The following is a 20511-nucleotide window of genomic DNA, read 5'->3' as shown; positions in this document are numbered from 1 at the left end:
ATAATCTTTGTCAAAGTTCAAAACTTTGACAAAGATGTTTTTTACATCTTCAAATAAAATTCTTTAGTCAATTCAATATATTCAGGAGTATAAACGTGTCTGTCGATTTCGATAATTAATTCATCGATTTCAATTTTTGAATTTTTATTTCGGCTAAAAGCCAATAAACTACGCTTGATTTCAGACTTAGGAGTTCCTTTTACGCGGGTAATTTTTATGGGATACAATTCTGATTCTTTCGCTAAACCAATAAAATTTTCCTCTTCTTTATAAGGAAGAATTACAGAAAATATTCCGTTTTCCGAAAGTAATAAATCGGCAGCCTCGATTAATTCTTCAAAAGGCATTGCATCCTGAAAACGCGCTAAATCACGTTGTTCGTTTTCTGTTTTATAGTCTTCTGAATAAAAAGGCGGATTTGAAACAATCAAATCATATTCGTCTTCCGGCTCTTCAATAAATTCATCTAATCCGGCATGAAAACAAAATAAACGATCGCCCCAAGGTGAGTTTTCGAAATTATCAACGGCTTGTTCGTAAGCTTCTTCATCAATTTCAAGCGCATCAATTTGTTCGGCGTGAGTGCGTTGCGCAAGCATCAAAGCAATAATTCCAGTTCCGGCACCAATATCCAATACACTAAACGGATTATGGTTTATTGGAGCCCAAGAGCCTAATAAAACACCATCTGTACCTACTTTCATCGCGGTTTTGTCTTGCTTAACAGAAAATTGTTTAAACTGGAACATTTTGATTTATGATTAATAGGTTTGCAATTGGATTTTTTAAAGATTAAATATAATCTAAAAATCCAACAATCTAAGAAGTCTAAAGGTCTAATTAAAGGTACATCTCCACCAATCCTTCCGGAAGGTTCATGATGACTTTTTTGTTTTCACGGTCAATTTTTACAAGGAAATGATCGATCATCGGAATTAGCATTTCGACTTCGCCATTCAATACTTCAAAAAGAGGCTGGGCAGTAGTATCGTTTACGGCAACAATTTTTCCGAAAACACCTAAACGCTGATCTTCAATTTCGAAACCAATAACTTCATGGAAATAAAACTTGTTGCCGGAAAGTTTTGGCAACATACTTAAAGGAAGATAAATAGCATTGCCCATAATGGCATCTGCATCTTCTTCGGTATTCATATCTTCAAAACGGATTCTAAGAAAGTCGTTTTTATGCAATGAACTTTTTTCAATAAAAAAAGGAACCAGGTGTTTATTGCATTCAATAAACACTGATTCCAGATTTTCGTATAACTCAGGTTCGTCCGTGTCTAAATAAGCCAGAACTTCACCTTTGAAACTAAATTTTTTAGCGATTTTACCTAAATAAAAACATTCTTCTTTACGCATTCTCGCTAGCTAAAATTATGCTTCAGTTGTTTCGTTATTTTCTTCAGCAGCAGGAGCTTCTTCAGTTGATTCTTCAACTTCAGCAACTTCTTCTTCAACTGCAGGAGTTGCAGCAGCGATAGCATCAGCTTCAGCCTGAGCTGCAGCAGCTAAACGTTTAGCATTAACTTCTTGTTCTGCTTTAAAAGCTTTAGCTTTAGCATCAGCTTGCGCTTTTGTTAAACCGTCTTTTTTAGCATCAACTTTTCCAGCTTTAGCATCTAACCAATCAGCTAATTTAGCATCAGCTTGCTCTTGAGTTAAAGCACCTTTACGGATACCTCCATCAAGGTGGTGTTTCAATAAAGCTCCTTTGTAAGAAAGAATAGCTCTAGCCGTATCAGTTGGCTGTGCACCATTGTGCAACCATTTTACCGCGCTATCAATGTTTAATTCGATAGTTGCAGGGTTTGTGTTTGGATTGTAAGTACCGATTTTCTCTAAGTATTTACCATCTCTTTTTGAGCGTGCATCCGCAGCTACAACCCAGTAAAAAGGTTTTTGTTTTTTACCGTGTCTTTGTAATCTAATTTTTACTGACATAATCGTATGATTAAATTTTGAGGTACTCGACCTCTGTTAATTAAGGGCGCAAAGATATAATTTTTTTATGAATTATGCGTTTAAAACAATATTAAATGTATTTGAGTTGGATTTTTACGATTCCTTGTTGTTTTTGACTTCAATTTTTTAATTATTTATCTTAAATGCGGTACTTTTGCCCCAAATTTAATCTGCATGAAAAAATACCTCTGTTTTTTATTCGTTATCTTTCTTGTTACATCATGTACTGAAGATGTAAAATTCAATAATCCGGCATTTCAAACCTTAAAGAATAATGTTTTTTGGAGGGCAAACAGTTATAAAGCATACGGCGGACCCAATGCCAGTATGATTATTGAAGGCTCTTTGGGATATGAAAAAGTAATGCTGCAAACAGCATCTCCAACAAAAGGGACTTATATTCTGGGGGTTAATAATGCTTCAAAAGCGTCTTTTTCAAATACTTTTCCGAGTGAGTCTGTTGTTTATTCTACAGGCACTCAAGGTCTAAACGGACAAATTGTTATTACGGAATATAACACAGAAAGCAATACTATTTCAGGAACATTTAAATTTAATGCCATAAACGAGAACACAAGTGATACTGAAAATCCAAAAATCACTTTTACAGAAGGGGTGTTTTATAAAGTTCCGGTTACACCAAACAATATAATACTTCAGTAAAAATTTCATTTGAGATGGGTAGGTTTTGTTGCAATTTGATTTTTTAAATCAAAATAAAAACATAAATAAACTAATATATAGTAGATTAGAGAAAAATAAGACTACATTTGCTACATTATTATAAATAAGTACATATGAACATTTTTGTTGGAAGCCTTCCATTCAGTATTGAGGAAGCAGATTTAAGAGAGTCTTTCGAGGCTTACGGAGCAGTAGATTCAGTTAAAATTATTACAGATAAATTTACTGGAAGAAGCAAAGGTTTTGGTTTTGTTGAGATGCCAAACGATGCGGAAGCTCAAAAAGCAATTGATGAATTGAACGGAGCTACTGTTCAAGGTCGTGCAATTGTAGTTAATAAATCTGAACCGAAACCTGAAGGTGAAAGAAGAAGCTTCAACAATAACAGCCGTGGTGGAGATTCACGCGGAGGTTATGGTGGAGGAAACAGCCGTGGTGGAAATGACCGTGGTGGTAACAGAGGAGGATATTAATATTTTTTTCTAAATATATAAAAGGGATCAACGAAAGTTGATCCCTTTTTTTATGTAAAATTTTGTTTCAGGTTTGAAGTTTATTTTGTTTCAGGTTTATTTTGTTTCAGGTTTCAAGTTGGAAAACCTGACACTTTTGTTTGCCATTTTTAAGGATATTCTTCCGTAGAGATGCACAGCAGTGCATCTAACACAAAGCGAAGACGCATTTAGTGCGACTCTAAATGAAACGAAATTAACTATAAGTTCAGGTTTTAGGTTCCAACAATAACTTGAAACCTGAAACCTGAAACAAAATAAAACTATAAGTTAGCAACAAGCCAGTCTCCAACTTCGCTGGTTTTGTAAGCTTTTGATCCTTTTGAAGCTAAATCTTCCGTAACAATTCCTTGTTCTAATGATTTGTTTACAACGGCTCTGATCGCTTCGGCTTCGTCTTTTAATCCAAAAGCATCTTCGAACATCATTGCTGCTGATAAAATAGTCGCTAACGGATTTGCAATATTTAATCCTGTTGCTTGTGGATAAGATCCGTGAATTGGCTCGTATAATGAAGTATGCTCTCCAACAGAAGCAGAAGGCATTAATCCCATAGAACCTGAAATTACAGATGCTTCATCAGTTAAGATATCTCCGAATAAATTCTCTGTAATTAATACGTCATAAGAATTTGGCCATTGAACCAAACGCATTGCAACAGCATCAACAAACTCATAAGAAACCGTAACTTCAGGATAATCTTTTTCCATTGCCTGAACCGTTTCTCTCCATAAACGAGAAGTTTCTAAAACATTTGCTTTATCAACACAACATAATTTTTTGCTACGTGTCATGGCAAGTTCAAAACCTTTTTTAGCCAAACGCTGCACTTCTGCTCTTGTGTAAACACAGTTGTCGAAAGCAGTTTCTCCATCGTCTCTTCTTCCTTTTTCTCCAAAATAAATTCCGCCTGTCAGTTCTCTTAAGAAAACCAAATCAGTTCCTTCGATTCTTTCTCTTTTTAAAGGAGAATTATCGATTAAAGAAGGGAAAGTAAATGTAGGGCGTACGTTTGCAAACAACCCTAATTTCTTACGCATCAACAATAATCCCTGTTCTGGACGAACTGGCGCGCTTGGATTATTATCATATTTTGGATGACCAATTGCTCCGAATAAAACAGCATCAGCAGCCATACAAATTTCATGCGTTTCATCAGGATAAGGAACTCCAACGGCGTCAATTGCACAAGCTCCGGTAAGAGCTGGTGTCCATGTTATTTCGTGATTGAATTTTTTTGCAATAGCATCAGATACTTTTACGGCTTCATTAATTACCTCAGGTCCAATTCCGTCTCCTGCTAAAAGGGCTATGTTAAATTTCATGTTTTTTTTAAAGTTTCTAAGATTCTGAGTTTCTAAGGTTCTAAGTTTTTTTCTTAGTAAGCCAGAATTTTAATTTATAATTGTTTTTAGGTTTTAAGTTTCTAAAGTTTGAGTTGCTGAGATTCTAAGTTTTTTATCTCAGAACCTTAGAATCTTAGCAACTTAGAATCTTATGGAATCACATTCAACATCTTTTGCGTTGCGATAATCGCTGCAACGGTTTGGTCAGAATCCAATCCTCGGGTTTTAAATTCTTTTCCGTTGTTTGTCCAGGTGATTATGGTTTCGCACAATGCATCAGAACTACTTCCCGGAGGAATTCTCACGGCGTAATCAATCAATTTTGGAAGCGTTAATTTTTTGCTTTTGTAAATTTTAGACAAAGCATTCATAAAAGCATCAAACTGACCGTCGCCTTGTGCATGTTCTTCAATAATTTCTCCATCAATTTTTAAACATAAAGTAGTCGACGGGCGCATTCCTTTTGAATGTACTAATATATAGGATTCAATTGTAATTTTATCTTCGTAAGTATGACTGTCCAAAACATCGGATATAATGTACGGAAGATCTTCTTTGGTAACGGTTTCTTTTTTATCGCCCAGTTCGATAATTCTTTGGGTAACCAGCTTTAAATCTTCATTGTTTAATTTCAACCCTAATTCCTGAAGATTTTTTTCGATATTGGCTTTGCCCGAAGTTTTTCCAAGAGCGTATTTTCTTTTTCTTCCGAAGCGTTCCGGAAGCAAATCATTAAAATATAAATTGTTTTTATTGTCACCATCAGCATGAATTCCGGCAGTTTGCGTAAAAACATTATCGCCAACAATAGGTTTATTTGCGGGGATTCTATATCCTGTAAAAGTTTCCACCAGTTTACTTACTGTATAAAGAGAAGTTTCTTTGATGTTGATGCTAACTTCCGGTAAATAATCATTTATTACGGCAACCGTACTTTCTAGTGGCGCGTTTCCGGCGCGTTCCCCCATTCCGTTTACAGTTACGTGAAGTCCGTTTATACCGGCTTTTACAGCTTCCATGACATTGGCAACGCTTAAATCGTAATCGTTATGTGCGTGGAAATCAAAATGAATCTGTGGATATTTAGCTCTTATTTTTGAAAGAAATTCAAAAGTTAAAGACGGAATTAAAACGCCTAAAGTATCCGGAAGTAAAATTCTTTTAACAGGCTGCGTGGCTAAGAAATCCAGAAATTGAAAAACATATTCTGGTGAATTTCGCATTCCGTTGCTCCAATCTTCCAGATAAACATTGGTTTCAATATCATTTTCTTTTGCTAAAGCAATAATTTGTGCAATTTCAGAAAAATGCTGTTCCGGCGTTTTTTTCAATTGATGCGTTAAATGATTCATTGAACCTTTGGTCAATAAATTTTGCACTTTTGCCCCGGCTTTTTTCATCCAGTCGATTGAAACGCCACCGTCAACAAATGACAGCACTTCGATCCGATTAATGTACCCTTTTTCGGTTGCCCAGGATGTAATGCCTTTTACGGCCTGAAATTCGCCTTCGCTTACGCGTGCAGAAGCAATTTCGATTCTATCAATATTTAATTCTTCCAACAACAATTGTGCAATGGTTAGTTTTTCTGCAGCAGAAAAAGATACTCCCGAGGTTTGTTCACCATCACGGAGTGTTGTATCCATTATTTCAATTTTTCTTTTTTCCATATTGATATTCTAAATTTCTTTAGAAGTAAATTTTAGTTGTGTTGTTTTGGTTTAACTTATAAAAACCCGGCAGATTTCAAAAACCTGCCGGGTCTCATAGGACTGAACCTGATCTTTTAGTAAGGAAGTTTATCGGCGAAAGCCACAATATCTTCTTTAATATTTTGTAAATAATCAATGTCATCAAAGCCATTAATCATGTTGTTTTTTTTGTATCCGTTAATCGCAAAAGATTCTGATTGTCCAGTTGCCAATAAAGTAATTGTTTGGTTTGGAAGATTGATTTCCAATTCTGTTTTAGGATCAGCTTCGATTGCTTTAAAGATTGTGTCGGCAAATTCTGGACTAACCTGAACTGGAAGAACACCAATATTTAAACAGTTTCCTTTGAAGATATCGGCAAAGAAACTTGAAACCACAGCTCTAAAACCGTAATCGTAAACTGCCCACGCAGCATGTTCTCTTGAAGATCCTGAACCGAAGTTTTTTCCTCCAACAAGGATTTTTCCGCTATAAGTTGAATCGTTCAAAACGAAATCAGCTTTTGGAGAATCGTCACCGTTATATCTCCAGTCTCTAAAAAGATTGTCTCCAAAACCTTCACGTTTTGTAGCTTTCAGGAAACGAGCCGGAATAATTTGGTCTGTATCTACGTTCTCAATTGGCAGCGGCACTGCACTGCTGGTAAGTATATTAAATTTATCGTATGCCATTTTTGTTTTTGCTTTAGGCTGTAGGCAATAAGCTTTAAGCTTTTCTACAGCGTTTATTTTAGTATTGAATTTTAGCTTAAAGCCTATTGCTTAAAGCTTACAGCAGGAATTAAAATAATTCCCTTGGATCCGTTAGTTTTCCTGTAACAGCAGCAGCGGCAGCCATAATTGGACTTGCTAAAAGCGTTCTTGAACCAGGACCCTGACGACCTTCAAAGTTTCTGTTTGATGTACTAACAGCATATTTTCCGGCTGGAACTTTATCATCGTTCATGGCCAAACACGCTGAACATCCAGGCTGACGTAATACAAAACCAGCTTCTGTCAAAATATCCAAAATACCTTCTTCTTTAATCTGAGCTTCAACAACGTGAGAACCCGGAACTAACCAAGCGGTAACATTATCTGCTTTTTTTCTACCTTTTACAATTTCGGCGAAAGCCCTAAAATCTTCAATACGTCCGTTTGTACAACTTCCTAAGAAAACGTAATCAATTGGTTTTCCAATCATCACATCATCTTCGTGGAAGCCCATGTAAGCAAGCGATTTTTTATAAGTTTCCTCGCCGCCTTCAACTTGATTGGCGTTCGGAATATGTTTTGAGATACCAATTCCCATTCCAGGGTTAGTACCGTAAGTAATCATTGGTTCAATGTCTGAAGCTTTGATATTTAATTCAGCATCAAAAACAGCATCATCATCCGTTTTTAGCGTTTTCCAGTATTCAACTGCTTTAGTCCAGGCTTCACCTTTTGGAGCATATAATCTTCCTTCAAGGAAATCAAAAGTTTTTTGGTCAGGCGCGATCATTCCACCACGAGCACCCATTTCGATACTTAAGTTACAAACGGTCATACGACCTTCCATACTCATATTTTCGAAAACATCTCCGGCGTATTCAACAAAATAACCTGTTCCTCCAGAAGTAGTCAATTGGGCAATAATATAAAGTGCAACGTCTTTTGGACCAACACCTTTGCTTAATTGACCGTTTACGTTGATACGCATTTTCTTTGGTTTTGGCTGCATAATACATTGCGTAGAAAGCACCATTTCAACCTCAGAAGTTCCGATACCAAAAGCAATCGCTCCAAAGGCACCGTGAGTAGACGTATGTGAATCACCACAAACAATAGTAGCACCTGGCAAAGTAATGCCGTTTTCAGGACCAACTACGTGTACAATTCCATTTTTAATGTGACCTAAACCCCAGTGCGAAATTCCGTATTCGGCAGCATTATCCTCAAGCGCTTTAAGCTGATTGGCAGATAAAGCATCTTCAACTGGTAAATGTTGGTTTATGGTTGGTGTATTGTGATCTGCAGTTGCAAAAGTACGTTCCGGGTATAAAACGGTAACGCCTCTGGCTTTTAATCCTAGAAAAGCAACAGGACTCGTCACTTCGTGAATGAAATGGCGATCAATAAAAAACACATCTGGTCCATCTTCAATTTTACGCACTACATGTGAATCCCATACTTTGTCAAATAATGTCTTACTCATTTTTTATTTTTTTTAATTGTAATTCTATAACCACAGCAATTCCTGCTTATTATAATAGGAAAACAAAATTAAAAAAAGATATAAGGGCGTCAATTTCAATATTTCATTATATACGATACCCAAAGCAAAATACAAATTATGATTGGCTTTTTTGATATCAGATTTGGCTGCAGAATGAATATAAATTGATTTTCTTTTTCCTTTTTACGTCAATTTTGATTTAATTGCCTTATTTTTAATAGTTGGCAAATTTATCTCAAAATCACTATAAAATATAGGTTTTTATTTAAAAAAATGTAACAAAATGAATTAAAATAGTAATAATTGTTAGTTTTGATTTGGTTTTTGAAATGATTTCTTCTTGGTTTTTGAAGACTTTTAAAGTGCTTTTCGAATCATTATTTATAGTAAATAAATGATGTAAATACTACGACATCCAAGAAGTGTATTTTTATGAAATTTTATGTTTTTAAAATAAAAACTAAGTTTTTGATGAGGATGTTTTCAGAATAATTTTCCAGATTAATTCAGTGAATTTTTAAATTCTAATGGAGTTAGATTAGTTTTCTTTTTAAATAATTTACTGAACGATTGAGGATATTCAAAACCCAATTGATAGGCTATTTCTGCCACCGATAGATTGGTAGAAATCAGGAAGTCTTTTGATTTTTCAATAAGTTTAGAGTGAATATGCTGTTGTGCATTTTGTCCGGTTAGATTTCGGAGCATATCGCTCAGGTAATGAGTGGAAACGTTAATTTGCGAAGCCAGAAAATCGACTGTTGGTAATCCGTTTTTTAAGGTTTCGGCATTATTGAAATAATTGTCGAGAGTGTCTTCTACTTTAAGTAATAAATCACTACTAACGGTTTTTCGGGTAATGAATTGGCGTTTGTAAAAGCGATTACTGTAATTAAGTAAAACGTCAATATAGGAAACGATTACATCCTGGCTCATCTCGTCTATCGCGGTATGAAGCTCATTATCAATACTGGTTAATAATCCTGTAATCGTTGTTTTTTCGCTATCAGAAAGGTGCAGAGCTTCATTAGTATCGTAGGAGAAGAAACCGTATTTTTTGATGTTTTTCCCTAAAGGATAGTTTCTAATAAAGTCAGGATGAAAAAGCAATGTGTACCCAAAATATTCAACTCCTTCCTGATTATCGGTAAAAATCAATTGATTGGGTGAAGTGAACATTAGTCCGCCTTCATTAAAATCATAATAACCCTGACCGTAGCCCATTTTTCCGTTGGTCGAATATTTATAAGATATTTTATAGAAATCGAGCAGGAAATGGTTATTCGTTAAGTCAGCATCTATAACCAGTTTAGTATTATCAACCAAAGTAATAAGCGGATGAAGTGGTTTTGATAAGTTAAATAAACTATGAAATTGCGATATAGAAGAAAGTTTTGACGGATTATTGTTTTTCTTTTCCATGATATAAAGATATAAAAAATCAAAAACGAATACCGCACAGATTATCAAAACCTGAACGGTATTAGAATAAATTAGGCTCCCAAAAATTGTTTTCCCAATGCAGCACGAAAAACTTCGTCTCCTTGTTCAAGTCTTTGTTTGTAAAGTGCTTTGGCATCTTCTCCGGCGACATATCTCAGTTTGGTTTTTCCATCCGTAGCAGCTTCAAATACAACATCGGCAATTTGTTCAGCAGTCGATGCCATTTCAAACATAGTGTCAACACTTGCAAACAAGCTGTTTGTCATGGCTTCGTATTCAGGTTTAGTTCCTGAATCAAGCGAGCCGTGCAGGAATTCGGTTTTGATACCGCCCGGAGAAACTGTTTTAATATGTACTCCAAATGAATTTAATTCAAAAGCCATACTTTCGCTCCAGCCTTCCAATGCCCATTTGGTTGCATGATAAACAGACCCTAAAGGAAAAGCAATCAATCCGCCAATGGAAGTAGTGGAGATAAATAATCCGCTTTTTCGTTCTCTGAAATACGGAATAAACGCATTCGTAACACGAATCACGCCCAACAAATTAGTGTTAAGTTGTTTAGTAATTTGATCGTCACTAAAACTTTCCAAAGGACCAATCAACCCATATCCTGCGTTGTTAAAAACAACATCAATATCGCCCAATGCAATAGCCTTTTGAACAGTGCTTTGTATTTGGTCATAATTGGTAACATCCAATGGCAATAGCGTTACATTTTTTAAAGTAGAAAGTTCTGTTTCCTTTTCAGGATTTCTCATTGTAGCGATTACATTCCATCCTTGGTTGTGGAATAATTTTGCTGTTGCTTTTCCTAATCCTGAAGAAGCGCCTGTGATAAAAATTGTTTTCATAATAATTTGTTTTAATTTGATGAAGCAAAGTTCAGGCAGGAGCCGCGTTTAAAAGTGTTCATTTTGGTGCAATGAGTATCCAAAATGAATAATCGAAGTTTTGAGGGTTAAAAAAAGAGAATATGACTATTTTATATAACAGCTAGAAAACTTTGCTTATGTTTTTTAACACATAAAAACATAGATTTATGACTGTAAAATGGCGTTTCACTTATTTAAACACGCATAGCTATGTGTAAAAATCTAGATTTTTTTTATTTTCTTTTTTATAAAACTAAGCCCTATGTTTCTATGTGTTTATTTTTTTTACGAATTATAGCTAACGAGTTTATTTAATGCTTTTGTTAACAACTTTCACTTCGTTATTTCTCTAAAAAAAGCGTAAATTTGAACTTCCTCCATTTTCTATAAAGCAATTTTTTATAATCCATGTAATCAGAGATTTATATTGGTGAAATTAGAATTTGGAGCTTTAATTTTTGCTATTCAAACTTATGTATTTAATATTCGATACCGAAACAACCGGATTACCAAAACGCTGGGATGCTCCAATTACCGATTCTGATAACTGGCCTCGCTGTATTCAGATTGCGTGGCAGCTCCATGACGAAATGGGGCAATTGATCGAGCATCAGGATTATTTAGTTAAACCTGACGGATTTAATATTCCGTATGATGCCGAACGTATTCACGGAATTTCGACTGAATTGGCTGAAGCCGATGGAATTACTTTAGCCGAAGTTTTAGAGAAATTCAATATCGCTTTAAGCAAAACCAAGTTTATTGTTGGTCAGAATTTAGGTTTCGACGTTAATATTATGGGAGCCGAATTCCATAGATTGGGTGTTGATTCTCCTATGAGTTCAATGCCGGTTTTAGATACTTGTACCGAAGTTACTGCTTCATTATTGCAGCTTCCCGGAGGTCGTGGAGGAAAATTTAAACTGCCAACCTTAACAGAATTACACAGTTATCTTTTCAATAAACCTTTCGCAGAAGCGCACAACGCAACTGCCGACGTTGAGGCAACGACGCGTTGTTTTTTGGAGTTAATCAGAAGAGAAGTTTTTACCAAAGAAGAACTTGATGTTCCGAAGGATTATTTTAAAGAATTTCAGGATAGAAATCCACAAGAATTTCCTTTAATTGGTTTAAAACACATCAATTTAAAAGCGGCTTCTGATAAGATCAGAGAGCAATTAAAAGCTTTAGAATCTATTGACAAGGGAGCTACGGTTTCACATTCTGACAGAGCAGATTTTAAAGCCGCAAAATACGCGCATTTACACAATCATACACAATTTTCAGTTCTTCAGTCTACGATAGGAATTGCAAATATTGTTTCGGCTACAGCCAAAAACGGAATGCCCGCTGTTGCGATGACAGATACCGGAAATATGATGGGAGCTTTCCATTTTGTGAGCGCCGTAATGAATCATAATAAAGCGGCTTCTGGGAAAAATAAAGCTTTGGTCGAAGCTGGAGAAGAACCAACTGAAACCGAAATGAAACCAATTGTAGGCTGCGAATTTAATGTTTGCGACAACCATTTGGACAAAAGCAAAAAAGACAACGGAAATCAGGTTGTATTATTGGCCAAAAACAAAAACGGGTATCACAATCTGGCAAAAATGTCGTCGATTGCTTTTACAGACGGTTTTTATTATGTTCCAAGAATTGACCGAAAAATTGTCGAAAAATACAAGGAAGATATCATGGTTTTGTCCGGAAATTTATACGGAGAAATTCCGAGTAAAATTCTGAACATAGGTGAAAACCAGGCAGAAGAAGCTTTGATTTGGTGGAAAGAACAATTTGGAGATGATTTTTATCTTGAGATTATGCGCCACAATCAGGAAGATGAAAATCGTGTCAACAAAACCCTGATTGAGTTTTCTCAGAAACACAATGTCAAATTAATTGCGACCAATAATACTTATTATTTAAATAAGGAAGATGCCAATGCACACGATATTTTATTGTGTGTAAAAGATGGTGAAAAACAAGCCACGCCAATTGGCCGCGGCCGCGGATATCGTTACGGATTACCCAATCAGGAATATTATTATAAGTCATCAGAAGAGATGAAAAAACTCTTTGCTGATTTGCCTGATGCGATTATCAACATTCAGGAAATTGTCGATAAGGTCGAAATTTACTCGCTTTACCGTGATGTATTGCTTCCTAAATTTGATATTCCGGAAGAATTTGTTGTTGCCGAAGATGAAGCAGATGGCGGCGTTCGTGGTGAAAATAAATATTTGCGCCACCTTACAATGGTTGGTGCAAAAAAACGATATGGTGAAATTACCGAATCGATTCAGGAACGTCTGGATTTTGAATTATTAACGATTTCAAATTCAGGATATCCGGGTTACTTTTTGATCGTACAGGATTTCATTGCCGAAGCCCGAAATATGGACGTTTCCGTAGGGCCGGGACGTGGATCTGCAGCGGGTTCTGCCGTTGCTTATTGTTTAGGAATTACCAATATTGACCCTATTAAGTATGATTTGCTTTTTGAGCGTTTCCTGAATCCGGATCGTGTATCCATGCCCGATATTGATATTGACTTTGATGACGAGGGTCGTGGTCGTGTAATGGATTATGTAATCAATAAATACGGTAAAAATCAGGTTGCGCAAATTATTACTTATGGTAAAATGGCAACCAAATCAGCGATTCGTGATACGGCTCGTGTATTGGATTTACCTTTATTTGAAGCCGATAGAATTGCAAAATTGATTCCGGCGATGATGCCTTCAAAATGGAATCTGGCGCGTTTTATTTCTGAAAACGAAGATGAGGTTAAAAAAGCCCTTCGTTCTGATGAATTTGACAATGTAAAAGAATTAATTGCCATTGCCAATGAAGATGATTTGGCGGGAGAAACAATTCAGCAGGCAAAAATCCTGGAAGGATCAATGCGTAATACCGGAATTCACGCCTGTGGTGTCATTATTACGCCATCGGATATTACGAATTTCGTGCCCGTTACCACCGCAAAAGATTCAGACTTATATGTAACCCAGTTTGATAACTCGGTTGCAGAAAGCGCCGGATTGCTTAAAATGGACTTTTTGGGTTTGAAAACCCTTACGCTTATAAAAGATACCGTAAAACTGGTAAAATACAGAACAAATATTGATCTGGATCCGGATACTTTCCCAATTGACGATCAGGAAACTTATGCGCTTTTCCAGAGAGGAGAAACGGTTGGAATTTTCCAATACGAGTCACCCGGAATGCAGAAATACATGAAGGATCTGAAACCAACGGTTTTTGGAGATTTAATTGCCATGAATGCACTTTATCGTCCGGGACCTTTGGAATATATTCCGTCTTTCGTTCGAAGAAAAAACGGAGAAGAAGAAATCAAATACGATTTAGATGCCTGTGAGGAATATTTAGGAGAGACCTACGGAATTACGGTTTATCAGGAGCAGGTAATGCTTTTGTCGCAATCGCTGGCTGACTTTACAAAAGGTGAGGCCGACGTTTTGCGTAAAGCGATGGGTAAAAAACAAAAAGACGTTCTGGATAAAATGAAGCCTAAATTTGTCGAACAAGCGGCGAAAAAAGGTCATGATGCCAAAATTTTAGAGAAAATCTGGAAAGACTGGGAAGCATTTGCGAGTTACGCCTTCAACAAATCGCACTCGACTTGTTATGCCTGGATTGCGTACCAAACTGCTTATTTAAAAGCGCATTATCCTGCAGAATATATGGCGGCGGTTCTTTCGAATAATATGAATGATATCAAACAAGTATCGTTTTTTATGGAAGAATGCAAACGTATGGGACTTGAAGTTTTAGGGCCTTGTGTAAACGAATCGTACTATAAATTTACGGTAAACGATAATTACGCCGTTCGTTTTGGGATGGGTGCAATTAAAGGTGTTGGTTCCGGAGCCGTTGCCACAATTGTAGAAAACAGAAAAGACGGAAGATATAAATCAATTTTTGATTTGGCTAAGCGAATTGATTTGCGTGCAGCCAATAAAAAGGCAATCGAAAATCTGGCGCTTGCCGGAGGTTTTGATTCGTTTGAAGGAACAACAAGAGCACAATATTTTCATGATGATGGCGATGGAATTACGTTTTACGAAAAAGCAATGCGTTACGGATCGAAGTATCAGGAAAACGAAAACTCGTCTCAGGTAAGTTTGTTTGGAGAAGCAAGCGAAGTACAAATTGCAGAACCTGTTGTGCCGCCATGCGAAGACTGGAGCACAATGGAAAAACTGGCAAAAGAGAAAGAAGTAGTAGGAATTTATATTTCAGGACATCCGCTTGACGATTTTAGATTTGAAATGAAATATTTCTGCAATGCCCGTTTGGAAGCCCTAAAAAGCATGGAATTATATGTGGGTAAAAATCTAAATTTTGCCGGAATCATCAATAACGTTCAGCATCGCGTGGCCAAAAACGGAAAAGGATGGGCAGTATTTAATTTAGAAGGTTATGACGAAAGTTTTGAATTTAAAATCTTTGGAGAAGAATATTTAAAATTCCGCCATTTCCTGATTCAGAATAATTTTGCCTTCCTGAAAATTTTAATAAAAGACGGTTGGGTAAATCACGATACAGGTAAAAAATCTGAACCAAGAATGCAGTTTGTTGAAGTAAGGCAATTGCAGGATATTTTAGAAGCTTTCGCCAAAAAGCTGATCCTCTTATTAAATATAAAAGATTTACAAACCGAATTTATTCATAGATTGAGTCATTTGTTTAATGAGAACAAAGGAGATAATACCGTCGCTTTTGAAATCATGGAGTTAGAAAAGGTAAAACGACTGGTAGCGGTCGAAACGCCTACTGATTTTGAGGAATCCGACGATGCCGTCTTTGTGGAAGAAAACGAAAGCGAAGATAATGATGCGCCACTTGAAGAAACTAAAATTCAGGAGGTAAATGAAGTAGAAGAGATAAAAGTAGTGACCAAATTGACAATGCCGAGCCGAAGACTAAAAGTCAAAATTTCGACGGAATTACTGCTCGAATTAGAGAAAATGCAGGTCAATTTTAAGCTAAATTAAATTTTAACAGTTAAAATTTGAAAGAATGCATTTTTTTTTAGTTAAAAATATGCATGCATAATACTTTTTTAGTAATATTGCTCAAAATTACAACGATTTCGTTCTAAGTATAACAAACCAAACTTTAGACATATGTTAAAATATTATAAGTTTGTAAAAAACAATTAAAATCAGAATTATGAAAAAGAACCTATTTTTATTAGGGCTATTAGTTTGTTCTATGGCCACTATGGCACAAACAGAAAAAGCAGATAAACCAGAAAGCTGGTATTTTAAATTGGGTGGATCTTATTTCAACCAGACTGCTTCGACAGAATTTCCAACAGTTGGAGGAAATCCAGCATTAGATAGAACTTATGTAGGAGGAAAATTAGTTTCTGAAAAAAGTATTACTGGTTCATTCGGACAAGGATTTAGAACTGGAATTACTGCTGGTTACCGTTTCTCTGCACGTTTAGGAGTTGAGTTAGGAGCTAATTACTATTCTAGTAATTCTAAAACAATGGCGCAAACAACAACTGATGTGCCTTATATTCCAGCGAGTGGAACTTATAATTTTAAATCAGTAGGTGAAATTACTGCTTTTGATATTGCTCCTGCATTGGTAATGTTTTTAGGAGAATCTCATGGTTTTGAACCATATACTAAAGTTGGGGTTTTAGTTCCAATTCATGGAGATTTAGAAATTACTTCTGATGCCGTAGCACCAGTTGGAGTTAACCCAGGTACTGGAGCTCCTGTTTTGGAAATGTTCACAGTGTTGATAAAGTAAAACCAAACCCTACATTAGGATTTTCTGCTGCTTTAGGAACTTCTTATAAATTAGGAAAACATATTTCTGCTTTTGCTGAATTAGAGTACCGTAACTTTACAGTACATGGAAAAACTAAAGAAACTACAGAATTCACAGTTAATGGTAATGATATGTTAGCTTCTAGAACAACTTCTCAAAGATATACAACTTATAGAGATAGATTAGATGTTAATTCAAATAATCCTTTATTTAATCCTAATACTGCTACTTCAGATACAAAAGACACTACACGTCCTAATGATAAAATGGACGAGTTAAGTTCTTACGTTGGAATCTCAGGTTTAGGTTTGACTTTAGGTCTTAAATACAGCCTATAATTCTAAACAAAATTATACTTTATAAAAAAAGAGGATATTCATATGAATATCCTCTTTTTTTTGCGCAATATTGTCATCCTGAGCGAAAAGTCGAAGGACACACAAGAAACTCGACAAAGAAAGTCAATCTTTGTCGATCAACGAGTGCGATTTCTCCCTTCGGTCGAAATGACAAGATTATGTGATAATCCGTCTCGAAATTCAAAACCTTAATTTATTTTAGAATTCCTAAACTCCTTCAAAACTTCATCAATAACCCAGGTTGTTCTGGCAGCAGAATTTCCTTTTGAAGGCGAAAATCCTTCTTTGCCTAAAAGCTCTTCAACAACAGTTTCAATAAAAGGCTGCTGAATATGAAGCGGATTTTCGATAGTAATACTTTCTTTTTCACCATTTGTATATTGAACATGTATTGGATCATTTCCGAAAGTTGAAAAAGAGATTTTTCCTTTATCACCTACAATATCGGTATTATCATAGCGCTCAAAACTGGCAAAATTCCATAAACCGGATCCATGAATTCCGTTTTCGAATAAAAATGACATCGAAACCGAATCTTCCGCAGGATAAGCAAGAAGCTGTGAACTCGCATGACCGCGAACAGATTTAATCGGACCCAAAACAAAATCAAGAAAATCTAAAGTATGACAAGCCAAATCAACAAAAATTCCACCGCCGGAAATGTGTGGTAAAACCGTCCACGGAAGATTGATATCATCGTCATATCTTGCTTCAAAAGGATGATACAAAACACAATTTACATGCCTCACTTTTCCTATTTTATTCTGATCGATTAGTTCTTTTATTTTTAAGAATCTAGGCAAACTTCTTCTGTAATACGCCACAAATAGGGGAACATTATGTTCTTTGCAGGTACTTATCATTTCGTTGCATTCTTCGAAATTTAAAGCCATTGGTTTTTCTACATAAACCGGTTTTCCCGCTTTCGCACATAAAATAGTGTATTCTTTATGAGAGGATGGAGGAGTAGCAATATAAACAGCATCAACTTCCGGATCATTGATTAAATCAACAGCGTTCGAATACCATTTAGGAACATTGTGGCGTTTGGCATAATCTTCGGCAAGAGCCGCATCTCTTCTCATAACTGCAACTAAAGCTGAGTTAGGTGTTTTCTGAAAAGCCGGACCACTTTTAACTTCGGTTACATTACCACAGCCTATAATTCCCCATTTTACAATTTTCATTTTTTGGTATTTTAGTTTCTCAAATTTAAGAGAAAAAAGTTAGCCACGAATTCACGAATTATTTTTTCACACAGATTTTGCAGATTAAGCAGATTTTTTCCACATAGAATCTGGTTAATCTGCAGAATCTGCATGAAACAATTAAGCAGACTTAAAAAAATAATTAGTGAAAATTTGTGCAATTCGTGGCAAAAAGCAAAAGCCACAAACTCACAAAAATAATTCGTGAATTCGTGGCTATTAAAAAACTATAGACTAAAGTTTACTTTTTAGGCAAAGCTTTAAATCCCATATTATAAAGTGTGAACGCCTGAATATCTACATTCTCCTGAATCGTAGCCGCAACAGATTTTCCTGCTCCGTGACCCGCTTTTACATCAATACGAATCAAAACCGGATTATCCCCCGTTTGTTTTTCCTGTAATTCAGCAGCAAATTTAAAACTATGTGCAGGAACAACACGGTCATCGTGATCTCCCGTTGTAACCATAGTTGCAGGATAATGAACACCAGCTTTTACGTTTTGAACTGGCGAATATCCTTTAAGATAATCAAACATTTCTTTACTGTCCTGCGCAGTTCCGTAATCATAAGCCCAACCGGCACCGGCTGTAAAAGTATGATAACGCAACATATCCATAACACCAACTGCCGGCAACGCTACTTTCATTAAATCAGGACGTTGCGTCATTGTTGCACCAACCAATAAACCACCGTTAGAACCTCCGCGAATCGCTAAGAAATCAGATGAAGTATATTTTTGAGCAATTAAATATTCGCCTGCAGCAATAAAATCGTCAAATACATTTTGCTTTTGCAGTTTCGTTCCTGCGTCGTGCCATTTTTTACCATATTCACCGCCGCCTCTTAAATTGGCAACAGCATAAACGCCGCCGTTTTCCATCCAAACCGCATTCGAAATACTAAAAGCAGGCGTTAAACTAATGTTGAATCCACCGTAACCGTAAAGAATCGTTGGGTTTTTCCCGTTTAATTTTAATCCTTTTTTATACGTGATAATCATCGGGATTTTTGTTCCGTCTTTAGAAGTATAAAAAACTTGTTTAGATTCGTAATCTTCGCTTTTAAAATCAACTTTAGGTTTTTGATATACTTCTGATTTACCTGATTTTGGTTCAAACGAAAATATCGATCCCGGAGTTGTATAATTTGTAAAACTATAATACAATGTTTTATCGTGTTTTTTTCCTCCAAATCCGCCCGCAGTTCCTACCGCAGGAAGTTTGATTTCGCGAACTAACTTTCCGTTATAATCGTATTGCTGTACAAACGAAACAGCATCTTTAGTATAATTGGCAAAAAAGAAACCGGCACCAGTCGAAGGCGATAAAATATCCTTGGTTTCAGCAATAAAATCCTTCCAGTTTTCCGGTTTCGGATTGCTAAAATCAACAGTAACTACACGACCGTTTGGCGCATTTAAATCTGTTTCTATAAATAGTTTAGTTCCTTCATTTTCAATAATCGAATTGTTAGTATTAAAATTGTCTACAATAGTAATAATTGGACTGTTTGCAACTGTTAAATCTTTAATATACAATTCATTTCCATAAGTTGAATTAGCCGCACTAATTACCAAATAATGATTGTCTTCGGTAACATAACCACCAACATATCTGCGTTTTTTATCTGCCCCAAAAATAACCTGATCGTCTTTTTGAGCAGTTCCCAACTTATGAAAATACAATTTATGCTCATCAGTTTTCGCAGACAATTCGCTTCCTTTTGGTTTTTCATAACTAGAATAATAAAAACCGTCATTATCTCGCCAGGAAATTCCGCTAAATTTTACATCTACCAAAGTATCTTCTAAAACTTTTTTAGACAAAGCATCTATAATAATTACTTTTCTCCAATCGCTTCCGCCTTCAGAAATTGAATAGGCAGCTTTAGAACCATCTTTCGAAAAATCCAATCCGCCAAGTGATGAAGTTCCGTCTTTAGAAAATTTGTTCGGATCAAGAAAAACTTCTTCTTTCCCGTCTTGCCCTTTTCTGTAAATCACAGATTGGTTTTGTAAACCGTTATTTTTTGAATAATATGTAAATTTTCCTTCAATAGATGGAGCTCCAATTTTTTCGTAGTTCCAAAGTGTTTCCATTCGTTTTTTTAATTCTTCACGAAACGGAATTTTATCCAAATAACTATATGTTACTTCATTTTCAGCTTTTACCCACGCAGCTGTTTCAGTAGATTTATCATCTTCAAGCCAGCGATACGGATCATTTACTTTGGTATCAAAATAAGTATCTATAGTTTCGCCTTTTTTAGTTTCGGGATATTGAATTTTGTTTTGACCAAATGAAATTCCTGCAGTTGTAATAGCCATTATTAAAAATGTTTTTTTCATAGTTTAAGTTTAACAGTTGTAACAAAAATAGCGTTTTTTGTTGTGAA

16 protein-coding genes are annotated in these 20511 nt (G+C 35.8%); 5 read left to right on the top strand and 11 right to left on the bottom strand.

The window, feature by feature from the left end:
• Positions 1–41 precede the first annotated feature (41 nt).
• The 3 genes from ACZ0AH_RS21875 to ACZ0AH_RS21865 all read right to left on the bottom strand — a co-directional run bounded on the left by ACZ0AH_RS21875 (position 42) and on the right by ACZ0AH_RS21865 (position 1947).
• Positions 42–749, bottom strand: a complete 708-nt coding sequence (locus ACZ0AH_RS21875) for a tRNA1(Val) (adenine(37)-N6)-methyltransferase (protein ID WP_463477850.1) — start codon at positions 747–749, stop codon at positions 42–44.
• A 91-nt stretch (positions 750–840) separates the two neighbouring features.
• On the bottom strand, positions 841–1365 hold the full coding sequence (gene rimM, locus ACZ0AH_RS21870) for a ribosome maturation factor RimM (protein ID WP_115844181.1): 525 nt from the start codon (positions 1363–1365) through the stop codon (positions 841–843).
• Positions 1366–1380: 15 nt separating this feature from the next.
• Positions 1381–1947 carry a 30S ribosomal protein S16 gene (locus tag ACZ0AH_RS21865; protein ID WP_463477849.1) on the bottom strand — a complete coding sequence of 189 codons (567 nt, stop codon included), beginning with the start codon at positions 1945–1947 and terminating at the stop codon, positions 1381–1383.
• Between the two features lie 195 nt (positions 1948–2142).
• Here ACZ0AH_RS21865 and ACZ0AH_RS21860 point away from each other — a divergent pair, with 195 nt between their 5' ends.
• Together ACZ0AH_RS21860 and ACZ0AH_RS21855 are read left to right on the top strand one after the other, a co-directional pair.
• Complete coding sequence (locus ACZ0AH_RS21860) at positions 2143–2631, top strand: DUF6252 domain-containing protein (RefSeq protein WP_463477848.1); 489 nt, start codon at positions 2143–2145, stop codon at positions 2629–2631.
• Positions 2632–2765: 134 nt separating this feature from the next.
• Positions 2766–3125 (top strand): RNA recognition motif domain-containing protein, encoded by a 360-nt coding sequence (locus ACZ0AH_RS21855; RefSeq protein WP_026982652.1) that lies wholly within the window; start codon positions 2766–2768, stop codon positions 3123–3125.
• 302 nt (positions 3126–3427) lie between these two features.
• On the opposite strand, the gene leuB is transcribed toward ACZ0AH_RS21855, so the two are convergent.
• The 6 genes from leuB to ACZ0AH_RS21825 all read right to left on the bottom strand — a co-directional run bounded on the left by leuB (position 3428) and on the right by ACZ0AH_RS21825 (position 10715).
• Entirely contained in the window at positions 3428–4489 is a 1062-nt protein-coding gene (gene leuB, locus ACZ0AH_RS21850) for a 3-isopropylmalate dehydrogenase (RefSeq protein WP_463477847.1), read from the bottom strand.
• Between the two features lie 170 nt (positions 4490–4659).
• A complete protein-coding gene (locus ACZ0AH_RS21845) occupies positions 4660–6180 on the bottom strand; it encodes an alpha-isopropylmalate synthase regulatory domain-containing protein (protein ID WP_463477846.1) in 1521 nt (506 codons plus the stop codon).
• A gap of 116 nt (positions 6181–6296) precedes the next feature.
• Positions 6297–6893, bottom strand: a complete 597-nt coding sequence (gene leuD / locus ACZ0AH_RS21840; protein WP_039113809.1) for a 3-isopropylmalate dehydratase small subunit — start codon at positions 6891–6893, stop codon at positions 6297–6299.
• A 109-nt stretch (positions 6894–7002) separates the two neighbouring features.
• Positions 7003–8397 (bottom strand): 3-isopropylmalate dehydratase large subunit, encoded by a 1395-nt coding sequence (leuC, locus tag ACZ0AH_RS21835; protein WP_463477845.1) that lies wholly within the window; start codon positions 8395–8397, stop codon positions 7003–7005.
• A gap of 522 nt (positions 8398–8919) precedes the next feature.
• Positions 8920–9840 carry a helix-turn-helix domain-containing protein gene (locus tag ACZ0AH_RS21830; RefSeq protein ID WP_463477844.1) on the bottom strand — a complete coding sequence of 307 codons (921 nt, stop codon included), beginning with the start codon at positions 9838–9840 and terminating at the stop codon, positions 8920–8922.
• A 71-nt stretch (positions 9841–9911) separates the two neighbouring features.
• Positions 9912–10715, bottom strand: coding sequence for an SDR family oxidoreductase (locus ACZ0AH_RS21825; RefSeq protein WP_463477843.1), 804 nt, complete (start codon positions 10713–10715; stop codon positions 9912–9914).
• A gap of 494 nt (positions 10716–11209) precedes the next feature.
• On the opposite strand from ACZ0AH_RS21825, the gene dnaE reads away from it, so the two are divergent.
• The 3 genes from dnaE (at position 11210) to ACZ0AH_RS21810 (ending at position 16885) form a co-directional block, all read left to right on the top strand.
• Positions 11210–15754, top strand: a complete 4545-nt coding sequence (gene dnaE, locus ACZ0AH_RS21820; RefSeq protein WP_463477842.1) for a DNA polymerase III subunit alpha — start codon at positions 11210–11212, stop codon at positions 15752–15754.
• Between the two features lie 178 nt (positions 15755–15932).
• Complete coding sequence (locus tag ACZ0AH_RS21815) at positions 15933–16526, top strand: outer membrane beta-barrel protein (RefSeq protein WP_463477841.1); 594 nt, start codon at positions 15933–15935, stop codon at positions 16524–16526.
• Between the two features lie 152 nt (positions 16527–16678).
• The gene (locus ACZ0AH_RS21810; protein ID WP_463477840.1) at positions 16679–16885 is read left to right on the top strand and encodes a hypothetical protein; all 207 of its coding nucleotides are present in this window, start codon (positions 16679–16681) and stop codon (positions 16883–16885) included.
• Between the two features lie 209 nt (positions 16886–17094).
• On the opposite strand, the gene ACZ0AH_RS21805 is transcribed toward ACZ0AH_RS21810, so the two are convergent.
• Together ACZ0AH_RS21805 and ACZ0AH_RS21800 are read right to left on the bottom strand one after the other, a co-directional pair.
• Entirely contained in the window at positions 17095–18093 is a 999-nt protein-coding gene (locus ACZ0AH_RS21805) for a Gfo/Idh/MocA family protein (protein ID WP_463477839.1), read from the bottom strand.
• Positions 18094–18355: 262 nt separating this feature from the next.
• Positions 18356–20464: a prolyl oligopeptidase family serine peptidase gene (locus ACZ0AH_RS21800; protein WP_463477838.1), complete on the bottom strand. Its 2109-nt coding sequence runs from the start codon at positions 20462–20464 to the stop codon at positions 18356–18358.
• Between the last annotated feature and the right edge of the window lie 47 nt (positions 20465–20511).

The sequence above is a fragment of the Flavobacterium sp. AC105 genome, from assembly GCF_979258495.1.
Note: the sequence above shows the minus strand (reverse complement) of the source record. Positions and strands in the feature narration are given on the sequence as shown.

Excerpts from the sequence above, each read along its gene's own strand:
- ACZ0AH_RS21830 (WP_463477844.1), bottom strand. The coding sequence starts at position 9,840 with ATGGAAAAGAAAAACAATAATCCGTCAAAACTTTCTTCTATATCGCAA.
- ACZ0AH_RS21875 (WP_463477850.1), bottom strand. The coding sequence starts at position 749 with ATGTTCCAGTTTAAACAATTTTCTGTTAAGCAAGACAAAACCGCGATG.
- leuB (WP_463477847.1), bottom strand. The coding sequence starts at position 4,489 with ATGAAATTTAACATAGCCCTTTTAGCAGGAGACGGAATTGGACCTGAG.
- ACZ0AH_RS21865 (WP_463477849.1), bottom strand. The coding sequence starts at position 1,947 with ATGTCAGTAAAAATTAGATTACAAAGACACGGTAAAAAACAAAAACCT.
- ACZ0AH_RS21845 (WP_463477846.1), bottom strand. The coding sequence starts at position 6,180 with ATGGAAAAAAGAAAAATTGAAATAATGGATACAACACTCCGTGATGGT.
- leuD (WP_039113809.1), bottom strand. The coding sequence starts at position 6,893 with ATGGCATACGATAAATTTAATATACTTACCAGCAGTGCAGTGCCGCTG.
- ACZ0AH_RS21825 (WP_463477843.1), bottom strand. The coding sequence starts at position 10,715 with ATGAAAACAATTTTTATCACAGGCGCTTCTTCAGGATTAGGAAAAGCA.
- ACZ0AH_RS21855 (WP_026982652.1), top strand. The coding sequence starts at position 2,766 with ATGAACATTTTTGTTGGAAGCCTTCCATTCAGTATTGAGGAAGCAGAT.
- ACZ0AH_RS21860 (WP_463477848.1), top strand. The coding sequence starts at position 2,143 with ATGAAAAAATACCTCTGTTTTTTATTCGTTATCTTTCTTGTTACATCA.
- ACZ0AH_RS21815 (WP_463477841.1), top strand. The coding sequence starts at position 15,933 with ATGAAAAAGAACCTATTTTTATTAGGGCTATTAGTTTGTTCTATGGCC.
- ACZ0AH_RS21805 (WP_463477839.1), bottom strand. The coding sequence starts at position 18,093 with ATGAAAATTGTAAAATGGGGAATTATAGGCTGTGGTAATGTAACCGAA.
- ACZ0AH_RS21810 (WP_463477840.1), top strand. The coding sequence starts at position 16,679 with ATGTTAGCTTCTAGAACAACTTCTCAAAGATATACAACTTATAGAGAT.
- leuC (WP_463477845.1), bottom strand. The coding sequence starts at position 8,397 with ATGAGTAAGACATTATTTGACAAAGTATGGGATTCACATGTAGTGCGT.
- rimM (WP_115844181.1), bottom strand. The coding sequence starts at position 1,365 with ATGCGTAAAGAAGAATGTTTTTATTTAGGTAAAATCGCTAAAAAATTT.
- ACZ0AH_RS21800 (WP_463477838.1), bottom strand. The coding sequence starts at position 20,464 with ATGAAAAAAACATTTTTAATAATGGCTATTACAACTGCAGGAATTTCA.
- dnaE (WP_463477842.1), top strand. The coding sequence starts at position 11,210 with ATGTATTTAATATTCGATACCGAAACAACCGGATTACCAAAACGCTGG.